Origin of the sequence: Gemmatimonas sp., assembly GCF_044344655.1 — a bacterium.
Lineage (GTDB): Bacteria > Gemmatimonadota > Gemmatimonadetes > Gemmatimonadales > Gemmatimonadaceae > Gemmatimonas.
On the sequence record NZ_JBIJCN010000067.1, the window covers coordinates 1 to 10,563 of the forward strand.

General features: G+C 68.2%; 8 protein-coding genes and 2 pseudogenes. 1 reads left to right on the plus strand and 9 read right to left on the minus strand.

What is annotated here, in order from left to right:
- From ACIQ51_RS13205 to alr, 6 genes and pseudogenes are all read right to left on the minus strand, one after another.
- Positions 1-363: pseudogene (locus ACIQ51_RS13205) on the minus strand (tRNA (N6-isopentenyl adenosine(37)-C2)-methylthiotransferase MiaB); the annotation flags it as partial.
- A 12-nt stretch (positions 364-375) separates the two neighbouring features.
- Entirely contained in the window at positions 376-1,530 is a 1,155-nt protein-coding gene (locus ACIQ51_RS13210) for a hypothetical protein (protein ID WP_396205524.1), read from the minus strand.
- Positions 1,527-2,819 (minus strand): hypothetical protein, encoded by a 1,293-nt coding sequence (locus ACIQ51_RS13215; protein WP_396205525.1) that lies wholly within the window; start codon positions 2,817-2,819, stop codon positions 1,527-1,529. The genes ACIQ51_RS13210 and ACIQ51_RS13215 overlap by 4 nt, the downstream gene beginning before the upstream one ends.
- Entirely contained in the window at positions 2,812-3,225 is a 414-nt protein-coding gene (gene cdd / locus ACIQ51_RS13220) for a cytidine deaminase (protein ID WP_396205526.1), read from the minus strand. Before cdd ends, ACIQ51_RS13215 begins: the two co-directional genes overlap by 8 nt.
- Positions 3,222-4,433, minus strand: coding sequence for a phosphopentomutase (locus tag ACIQ51_RS13225; RefSeq protein WP_396205527.1), 1,212 nt, complete (start codon positions 4,431-4,433; stop codon positions 3,222-3,224). Before ACIQ51_RS13225 ends, cdd begins: the two co-directional genes overlap by 4 nt.
- Positions 4,434-4,460: 27 nt before the next feature.
- On the minus strand, positions 4,461-5,618 hold the full coding sequence (gene alr, locus ACIQ51_RS13230) for an alanine racemase (protein WP_396205528.1): 1,158 nt from the start codon (positions 5,616-5,618) through the stop codon (positions 4,461-4,463).
- A gap of 38 nt (positions 5,619-5,656) precedes the next feature.
- On the opposite strand from alr, the gene mazG reads away from it, so the two are divergent.
- Positions 5,657-6,475, plus strand: a complete 819-nt coding sequence (gene mazG / locus ACIQ51_RS13235) for a nucleoside triphosphate pyrophosphohydrolase (protein ID WP_396205529.1) — start codon at positions 5,657-5,659, stop codon at positions 6,473-6,475.
- A gap of 2 nt (positions 6,476-6,477) precedes the next feature.
- Here the strand turns inward: mazG and asnS are convergent, their stop codons facing one another.
- From asnS to ACIQ51_RS13250, 3 genes and pseudogenes are all read right to left on the minus strand, one after another.
- Positions 6,478-7,779: an asparagine--tRNA ligase gene (gene asnS / locus ACIQ51_RS13240; protein WP_396205530.1), complete on the minus strand. Its 1,302-nt coding sequence runs from the start codon at positions 7,777-7,779 to the stop codon at positions 6,478-6,480.
- A 208-nt stretch (positions 7,780-7,987) separates the two neighbouring features.
- Complete coding sequence (gene recG / locus ACIQ51_RS13245) at positions 7,988-10,117, minus strand: ATP-dependent DNA helicase RecG (protein ID WP_396205531.1); 2,130 nt, start codon at positions 10,115-10,117, stop codon at positions 7,988-7,990.
- Positions 10,114-10,563, minus strand: a pseudogene (locus ACIQ51_RS13250) (signal recognition particle-docking protein FtsY); the annotation flags it as partial. The pseudogene ACIQ51_RS13250 and the gene recG, both read right to left, overlap by 4 nt.

The following is a 10,563-nucleotide window of genomic DNA, read 5'->3' on the forward strand; positions in this document are numbered from 1 at the left end:
CAGCGCCGGTAGGGCGCGATAGCCATCGGGGCCCACCACCAGCGACACATGCTTGGCCTGGTCGAGCACGCGCGGCCCGAGCCGCTGCGCCATGCACCCGGTGACGCCCACGATCGTATCGGGCTTCATGAACCGCTTCAGTTCCCCAAGCCGGCCGATCACTCGGGTTTCGGCATTCTCCCGGATGGCGCACGTATTCACGAGAATCACGTCGGCACCGTCCGGCGCATCGACCGGCGCGTAGCCATGCGCGGCCAGCTTTCCGTACATGAGCTCCGAGTCGGCCACGTTCATCTGGCAGCCGTAGGTCTCGATGTACACGGTGGGCTTCGGCACCGACGTTACGTGGAGCTCCTCACTCATGCGGCAATACTCTCAGGGACGGATCTGGACGCCGAGGCCCAGCAGCCAGGCGCGCTCAGTTGCCGTAGTCCCCGCGAGGGAACGGTTGGCGCGCTGGAGGGAGAAGTCGATCGAGGCGGCATCCCGTGCGATCGGCATGCCGACACCGCCGCCCAGCCGCGACTCCTGCACGACCTGTGCGCTGTTGCTGAATGGCAGGGCGTTACGGGCGTATCCCACGCGCAGCATCATCGGGTAGCCACGGACGCGCGGACCGGCAATCTCGGCACCACCGAAATAGTTGGCGGCATCGCTGGCCGTGGTCCTGGATGACGCCATGGGCTGCATATCGGACCACCGCACCTGCTCGTACCCCACGGAGAATACCGCACCGGGAATGCCGTCATAGCGCACGGCGGCGCCGAGGCGGGCCGGCACGGCACCGGTGGCGCGGGTGGTGTCGCGAATACGGGCATCGAAGTCGTTCCCCATGCGATACGACAGCGCAACCGCGAGCCCCTTGATCAGTTGCGCCTCCCCCCCGAAGGAGAGGGCGGTGCCGAAGTAGGTGACCTTCGAGGTATCGAGCGTACCGCCGAAGAGCAACGTGTCGGCGAAGCTTCGCTGGCGGGTTGCCTGGTGCTCGCCGGTGAAGATGTGGCCACCAAGGCCCACACGGACGCGTGGAACGATCTGCCACCCCACGGCCCCGCGCAGGTCGCCAATGGCGCCGCGCATCTCGAGCTTGTCGGTGGTGGGCACCGTCGCGCCGTCGAGTACCGCGGAACCGGTCGTGCTGGTGGTGTACGAGCGGTCGAGGAACCCGCGCGCACTGAACGACACGGCCACTCCGTGGCGGGCGGGGAGCACCACCATGAGCAGTGGCACACGCTGCGACGCGGTCTTCTCGCGCACGCCGCCGATGGTGAGCGTCCGGTACTCCGGCTCCGTCTGCACGCTGAGCACCGTGCGGCTGATGCCGCCGATCGATGACGGATTAATGGGTGTGAGCGCATCGAACTCGGCGAGTGCCCCGACCGTGCCTGCCGTGCGCGTGCTGACGCCGTTGACGGGATAGCCGAAGCCGAGCGCGCCGAGCGAGCCCTGCGCGTCGACCGAGGAGCCACCGGTGAGCAGCGCCGCGGTAATCGCGAGCGTGTAGCGGAGGTGCACAGGCGTGCGCATCATGGCAGAACGAACTCCGACTTCGGCAGGTACGTGATGCGCAGCTTGGGGCGAAGCCCCGCCGCCGCCTTGCTGTTGAAGAAGCGCAGTTCGGCGGGTTGTGCGCCTTCCTGGCTGATGCGAAACGCGAGCGCGCGCGGAACGTTGGTGGGCAGATTGCGCCAATTACGAGCGAGGGCGAGCACGTTTATGGTGCGTGCGCCGCTGTCGCTCGGCACCAGCCGCGTACTATCCACGCCGGCGAAGCGCCCCTCGGCCGCAAGGTCGAGGATGCGGCGCAGGTCGGAGACCGCCGAGGTGGTGGCGGGCACGATCGGCAGCACCGCGACGGTGTCATTGGCGTTGCCGAAGCGGCTGCGCTGCTGCGTGAGAATGAGGTCAGCGCGTACGATCGTGCTGGAGTCCGTGATGCGGGCGGGCACGTTGAAGCGCAGGTACGTCCGATAGGCGGGATAGCCACCCACCAGGAGCGTGTTGGCTGTTAGCGGCGGCGACCCCACGTCGGTCAACGAGTAGACCGTGTATGCGAGGTTCACATCGGGCGTGGCGCCAGCGATCGTCGTGGTGGTGGCCACCGCGATGGGCCGATAGGTCGTGTCGGTGGCGGGATCGTATTGCACGGTGGCCGCCCCCGTGCCCAGCGTGAAGGCGCGCGGGCGCAGCTGGCCCGTGCCGCCGACGAGGCGCAACCCGAGCCGCAGCCGCGCCTTGGCAGCGATCTTCCTTGCCACCGCGGTCTTGCTGAGCGGGATCTTGATCGTGTCCCCCGTGGTGAACGGCGTCACCGTGAGGGCGCCCAGCAGACGATCGGGGCGGAAGAGCGAACGCAACACCGCGGGGACGGTGTCACTGGCGGTGGTGTCGACGTCGAACACCTGAACGGTCACCGGCGCGGTGCCACGGCGGCCGCTCGTATCGAGCGGCAGGCGCAGATACACCGAGTCGATGGTGGTGATCGAGTCGAGGGCGCCGGTGCCGTTGGGATTGAACGAGGTCACCAGCGCGTCGTACCGCAGGATGTTGCGCGTGACGACGGTGTCCGGCCTATTGGCCAGCAGCATCGTGGCCGACAAGCCAAGTGAGGGGAAGCCACCCAACGACGTATCGAGGGCGACAGCCTCGAACGTGGTGTCGCGGACCTGCTGCGATTGCTCGGGGCAGAGAGACGGACAGGCCGCTCCTCCCTCGAGGTTTTCGGTGCAGGCCGCCGCCACCAGCGAGGAGGTGACGAGGGTGAGCAGGAGCAACGGGGCGCGCAAACGCGACCACGACCAACGAACGCGCTCAGACATTCTCGAGCGAAGCAGGCGTGAACGGTGCCGGCAACAGCTCGGCCAGCGACCAGCGAGCCGAGCGCCCATCGGGCGTTACGGCAAAGACTTCCAGCGCCGGGGCGAATTCCACCAGCGCCTGACGACAGATCCCGCACGGAGGCGTGGGATCCTGCTGCTGTGACGTGATCACGACACGAGCGAACTGCCGGGCGCCGGCCGCCACGGCCGTCCCGAGCGCGACCCGTTCGGCACACGTGCCGGCCGGATACGACGCGTTCTCCACGTTGCAACCGGCGAAGATCCGGCCGTCGGCCGTCTCAAGCGCAGCGCCCACTGGGAAGTGCGAATACGGTGCCCACGCATTGGCGCGGGCGGCGTCGGCCGCCTCACGCAGGCGCTGATGTTGAGGAGGGAATGCGCTCACGTGTGGAACAGCTCGGGGAGAAAGGAACAGCCGTGGCCGCGCCACGACTGACCGAACCAATCAGCCACGGTAGCCCCGAGATCGGAGAACGTCTCCCGCGTGCCCAGCGCGCCGCCCCGCACACGTGCCCCCGCGACCAGCAACGGCACGCGCTCGCGCGCGTGGTCGGTGGATGGCGTGGTGGGATCGTTGCCGTGGTCGGCGGTGATGAACAGCAGGTCGTCCTCCCGGAGTGCAGCAAGCAGTGAAGGGAGCGCCCGATCGAACGCCTCGAGCGCCCCCGCGAAACCTGGCACATCGTTGCGATGGCCGTATTGCTGGTCGAAATCTACCAAGTTGGCGAAGCAGAACCCACGCGATGCCGTATCTAGCCACCGATGGATCGCCTCCACCCCCTCCGCATTGTCGTGCGTGTGCCGGCTCTGAATGCCGCGGCCAGCAAACAGATCGTCCACCTTGCCCACGCCGGCCCGGGGGACCCCCGCGGCCTCGAGCACGTCCAGCAGGGTGGTGCCAGGGGGCTGGATGGAGTAGTCCCGCCGGTTGGCGGTGCGCGTCCAGGCCCCCGGCGTCCCCGTGAACGGCCGGGCAATGACCCGCGACACGTCGTGCGGCGCCACCAGCTGGTGACGGGCCAGCTCACATGCGCGGTACAGCTCGTCGAGGGGGATCCACGCCTCGTGCGCCGCCACCTGAAAGACCGAGTCGGCGCTGGTGTACACAATCCACGCGCCGGTCCGCTGCTGCTCCTCGGCGTAGGCGGCGATGACGGCCGTGCCGCTGGCCACGGTGTTGGCAATCACCGGCCGGCCAGTCGCCTGCGCGAAGGCGTCGATCACCTCGGGAGGGAAGCCCTGCGGATAGGTGGGAAAGGGGCGGTCGAGATGGAGTCCAGCGATCTCCCAGTGCCCGGTCGTACTGTCCTTCCCCGATGACCGGGGAAGCATCACCCCGTAGCCGCCCACCGGGTGCGCGGCTGGTGGCACCCCCTGCACCGCCGTCGCGTTACCCAGTCCGAGGCGCCCGAGATTGGGGAGCGCCACCCCGCCCACGGCCCGCGCCACATTCCCCAGCGTATCGCTCCCCGTGTCGCCATAGGCATCGGTATCAGGGGCCGCCCCACACCCCACGCCATCCAGCACGACCACAAGGGCGCGCCGGAGGGCCGGATCAGACGACGGAACAACGGTTGGGGGCGAGGCTGCCATGCGCACTCAAGAATGACCGGGGAAAGACTAGAAGCCTGCTTTATACACCGGCGGCACCCGTAGCGTGAGGCCAACCAGCAGCTCGTACGGAGACACGTCAGCCAAGGCGGCCACCATCTCCGTCGAGAGCTCGTCGGTGCCGTCGCGGCCGATCAGCGTCGCCACCGTACCGAGGTCGCAGCTGGTGTGCGTCACGTCGACCATGATCATGTCCATGGTCACCCGCCCGACCACCGGGCAGCGGACGCCATTTATTAGGACCACACCGGCGTTGGAAAGATGCCTGCGATAGCCGTCGGCGTAACCGCAGGCAACGGTGGCGATGCGCCGCGGGCCGGGGGCCTGCCACGTGGCGCCGTAGGAGACCGACTCGCCCTCGCGCACGTCGCGCAGGTCGATCACCCGGGCCCGCAGGTGCACCACCTGCCGCAGCCCGAGCTCCGCCGCGAACATGCCGGCGTAGAGGGCAATACCCGGTCGGGCGAGCTGACCCGGCGAACCGACAGCGCGGGTGGCGATGGCCCCGCTGTTGTCGAGGTGCCGCAGGGCCGTGGACGGCAGGGCCGGCCCGAGGGTGGTCAGGGCGTCGGCGAAGCGGGCTTCCTGCTGGTCTCGGCTGGCGATCGACTCGTCGGCCGAGTGGAAATGCGTGAACACGCCCTCGGGTGGATGCGCAGCCACGGCCTCGGCAAGGGGTGCCACGGCATCCCACCGCACGCCGGCCCGTGCCATGCCCGTATCGATGGACAGGTGCCATGGGCGGTCGCCACCGAGGGCCCGCCACTGGGCGATGTCGGCATGGCGATGCAGCGCGGGGCGCACCGTGAGCCCATGCGCCCGCGGCAGCTCGTCAGGGAGGAGCGGCTGGAGGCACACAATGCGACCGGTGCACCCCGCCTCCCGCAGCGCCTCGGCTTCATCGAGCGACGCGATGCCTACGCCCCAGGGCGCGCGAGCCCCCGCCGGCTGATCGACGAAGGGCACGCCCAACGCGTGCGCCACGGCCACGGCCCCCACGCCGTAGCTGTTGGCCTTCACCATGACGAGGAGCGGCACGCCGGCGCGGGCACGCAGCACGTCGGCGTTGTGTCGAAGCGCACTCACGTCGACGTCGAGCCAGGCGCGGGCGAAGTCGGTCTCGCAGGTCGGGTATATTGGCGGAGCCGCCAGAGAACCAATAGCCATAGTGGCAATCCTAAGCGTCCTCACGCAGCCCGCCAACGATGTCGACCGATCCGCTTTCCGCCCCACAGACGAACGCGCCGCACGACATGCCCCTGCCGCGGCCACTCGACGACGCGCTGGCCCTCATGAAGGACCTGCGCGCGCGCTGTGACTGGGATGCGGCGCAGACGCACCAGTCGCTGCGCCCGTACCTGATCGAGGAGGCGCACGAGGTCGACGACGCCATTGCCGGCGGCGACGATGCCGTGCTGCGTGACGAGTTGGGGGACCTGCTGCTGCAGGTGCTCTTCCACTCAGTGGTGGCTGAGGAGCGCGGTGCCTTCAGCATGCAGCACGTGGCTGGGGCGCTGATCGCCAAAATGCACGCGCGCCATCCCCATCTCTACGGCGACGGGATCAAACGCCCGTGGGAGAGCCTGAAGGCGCAGAAGGCGAAGCGCTCCACGCTCGAAGAGGGGCTGCCCGCTGGCCTGCCGTCGCTCCACCGCGCCCATCGGCTGCAGGACCGTGCAGCCGGCGTGGGGTTCGACTGGGACAACGCCCTCGGGCCGCTCGCCAAGGTGCGCGAGGAGGTCGACGAGGTGGCCATGCTGATCGATCCGGCCACCGGCGCAGTGCGGGACGTGGATGCCCTCGAAGCGGAGCTCGGAGACCTACTCTTCGCGGTGGTCAACCTATGTCGTAAGACCGGCGTCCACGGCGCCCTCGCGCTGGACCGCACGAATGCGAAGTTCGTGCGGCGGTACGCGGCGATGGAGCGGCTCGCAAACGCGGACGGCAAGACGCTGAGTGGGCTGTCGCTCGAGGAGCAGGATGGGTATTGGGATGCGGTGAAGGCGGGGGAGCGGGGCGCGTAGGCTTACGGCGTGATCCGTCCCATCAATCGCGGGAACGGAATCACCTCGCGGATGTGCTCGATGCCGCAGATCCAGGCGATCGTGCGCTCAAGACCGAGCCCGAAGCCGGAGTGCGTGAAGGTGCCGTACTTTCGAAGATCGAGGTACCAACCGTAGGCGTCGATCGGCAGTCCCTCGTGCGTAAGGCGCGCAAGGATCTTGTCGTAATCGTCCTCGCGTTGCGAGCCGCCAATGATCTCGCCGCGGCCTTCGGGGGCAAGGAGATCGGCGCAACGCACGGTGCGCGGATCGGCCGGGTTCTCCTTCATGTAGAACGCCTTGGCCTCCTTGGGATAATTCACCACGAAGACCGGGCGCTGGTACTCGTCCACGATCATCGCCTCGTCAGGGGCGCCAAGGTCGTCGCCCCAGACGATTTCACTCCCCTTCGACTGCGCAAGCTTTACCGCGTCGCCGTAGTCGAGGCGCACGAACGGCTGCGACACGCAATCCAGCTTGCTCGTATCGCGCTCGAGGACCTTGAGCTCTTCCTGCCGACGTTCGAGGACCCGCTCCACGAGGTAGCGCACGAACGCTTCCTGCAGGTCCATGTTGTCGTCCTGATCGTACCAGGCCATCTCCGGTTCGATCATCCAGAACTCGGTGAGATGACGACGCGTCTTCGACTTCTCGGCGCGGAAGGTGGGCCCGAACGTGTAGATGCGGCCGAGTGCCGCAGCGAGGGCCTCACCGTACAGCTGGCCGGTCTGCGCGAGGTAGGCGGTCCCTTCGTCGAAGTATTCCGTGCTGAAGAGCCCTGCCCGCTCGCCGATCGCGGCGGTGAGGATCGGGGTGTCACAGCGCACGAAGTCACGCGCGTAGAAGAAGTCGTGGACCGCCTGCTCGAGTTCGTGTCGCACGCGCATGATCGCGACCTGGCGCTGGCTGCGCAGCCAGAAGGTGCGGTTATCGAGAAGGAAGTCGATGCCGTGTTCCTTGGGCTGAATGGGGTAATCCAGCGGGCTCGCGCCGATGAGCTGGAGTTCCTTGACCCCCATTTCGAAGCCACCCGGTGCCCGGGCATCAGCGCGCACCTCACCGGTCAGCGCCACGCTGCACTCCTGTGTGAGCTGCCCAAACGCCTCCCACGCCTGGTCGCTGACCTCGGCCTTCACGACCACCGCCTGCATGACCCCGGTGCCATCACGCACCACGGCAAATCCAAGCTTGCCTTTGGAGCGGAGGTGGGTGATCCAGGCGCGCACGGTGACGGTGGCGCCGGCGTGGTGCTTGAGATCGGCGATACGGGTGGTGGAAGCGTTCACGGGACCGGCAGAAGGAGGGCGGCTCGCAGCCATGGTGCACTGACCGAACGGTCAACCTGCACGAGCGAATGCCCTGAATAATGCACTGGCCAGCCCATGGTCGGGACTGGCCGCGGCCCGGAGGGAGCACCAACCGCCCCCGGTGGTGGGGAGCGCTGCCGCTTGGCATTGCGGTACGGCGGCCATGGAGGCCCTGCCGTACGTGGCGCTACCCCACCTGGAACAGCTCGAGCGCGCGGGCATAGCCGACCGTGAGCTGATGCTTGAGTGCCTGATGTCGAGGCTGAGAGAGTGCGGGGTCTTCACGCAGCACGCGATCGGCCACGGCCCGCGCCGTCTCGTTGAGGGCTTCGTCGCGAAGAGGATCCGCGATGCGGAAGGCGGGCAAGCCATGCTGCCGTGCCCCGAACAAGTCGCCCATGCCCCGCAGCTGCAGGTCAGCGCGGGCGATTTCGAAGCCGTCCTCGGTGGCCGCGAACATGCCCAGACGTTCCGCCGCTTCAGCGCCGACATCACCGAGCAGAATGCAATAGCTCTGCTCTACCCCGCGCCCCACACGGCCACGCAGCTGGTGAAGCTGGGAGAGGCCAAAGCGCTCGGGGTGCTCGATGATCATGACCGTGGCATTGCCCACGTCGATCCCCACCTCGATGACGGTGGTGGCCACGAGCACCTGGATCTCCCTGTCGCGGAAGCGGCGCATGATGGCATCACGTTCCTCGGCGGGGAGGCGACCATGCAGCAGTGCCACCTGCCGACCGGCCAGCGGCCCCGCGAGCAGTGCCTCGTACATGACCGTGGCCGCCTTAAGGTCGATCTTCTCGCTCGTTTCGATGAGCGGATAGACCACGTAGACCTGTCGACCGGCCTCGAGCTGCGCATTCGCAAACTCGAACACCTTGGCCCGCCCGCTCTCCGGACGAACCACCGTGGTGATGGGCTGACGCCCCGGCGGGCGCTCGTCGAGAACACTCACATCGAGATCGCCGTACATCGTGAGTGCGAGCGAGCGCGGAATGGGTGTGGCGCTCATGAGCAGCACGTCGGGCGCATTGCCCTTGCTGCCCAGCACCGCGCGCTGCTCCACCCCGAAGCGGTGTTGCTCGTCGATGATCACGAGCCCGAGATCGGCGAAGGCCACGTCGTCCTGCAACAGCGCGTGGGTACCGATGGCCAGCACCGGTTCGGGACTCGCAAGGCGGGTGAGCGCGGCGCGCTTGTCCTTCGCGGCCAGTCGTCCGGTGAGCAGCACGGGCGCGATACCCAGCGGTGCCAGCAACGCCGCCACGCTGCGGGCGTGTTGCTCGGCCAGCAGTTCGGTGGGAGCCATGAGTGCCACCTGCGCACCGTTCTCCATCGCGAGTAACGCGCTGAACACCGCCACCACCGTTTTGCCGGCGCCCACGTCGCCCTGCAGCAAGCGATGCATGCGCCGCGGACTGTTCATGTCATACACGATTTCGCGGATGGCCCGTACCTGCGCGTGCGTGAGCGTATAGGGCAGCGCCGCCCGCAGGCGACTGGTGAGCGCACGCCGGTTCTCGAACTGGCGGCCGCCGGCGGCATCGCGCGCGATCTGGTTAGCCTTGCGATGCAGCAGCTGCACGCACAGCAGCTCCTCGAACGCCAGGCGCGAGCGCCCCCGCTCCGCCTCGGCTACACTCGTGGGGCGGTGCACCATGCGGAGCGCGTCGCGCAGCGGCGGCACGTCTGCCTCCTCGAGCAACGAGGCGGGCAGCGGCTCGGTCACGAGCGGGAGGAGCGCGTCGAGATGCTGTTGCACCATGCCGCGCAGCAGGCGCACCGACAGCCCTTCGGTGCTCGGGTACACCGCGAGCACGCGCCCCTCCGACGTCCCTTCCTCGTCGGGCCCGAGGTTGACGAACTCGCGTGGCTGCAGCCGTCGACCGTGGAAGAAGCGCACGGGACCGGTGCACAGCAGCCAGTCCCCCTTGCCGATCGTGCGATCGAGGAACGGCTGCCCAGGCCACGCGATTTCCAGCATCCCGGTCGTGTCCTGAATGACCGCTTGGAACACCCGCAGGCCCTTCCGGGTGGGCAGCACCCCCTTGGCGATCACCTTGCCCAGCACTGTCACGTCGCCGCCCACCGCTGCCGACGCGATCGGGGTGACGGTGCTGGCGTCTTCGTACCGGTGCGGTACGTGACGGAGCAGGTCGCCCGCCACGGTGATTCCCAGCTTGGCCAGCGAGTTGGCGCGCGCCGGCCCCACGCCCTTGAGATACAGCACGGGCGTGTCGAGTGTCAGCCGCGGGGCCGGACGCGCGGGCGGGCGTCGCCGACGCTCCTGCGCATCCGGATCGCCGCGAAATGTCACGCGTCGACGAGCTCCCGCGCGTACTCGCCGGCGTCGAAGGGCTCGAGATCGCCGATCTGCTCACCCAGCCCCACGAACTTGATGGGCACGTCGAGCGCCTCGTGCACGGCCACTACGACGCCCCCCTTGGCGGTGCCGTCAAGTTTGGTGACGACCACGCCCGTAACGGGTACCGCAGCGGAGAAGGTGCGCGCCTGAGAAAGCGCGTTCTGGCCAATCGTACCGTCGAGCACGAGGAGCACCTCGTGCGGGGCCTCAGGGAGTCGCTTCTTGATCACGCGGTGAATCTTGCGCAGCTCCGTCATCAGGTCGTCACTAGTGTGCAATCGCCCCGCCGTGTCGATGATGATCAGATCCACGCCGCGCGTGATGCCCGCATCGACGGCATCGTACGCGACCGCAGCCGGATCAGAGCCGGGCGCGCCGCCGACGAAGTCCACGCCGGC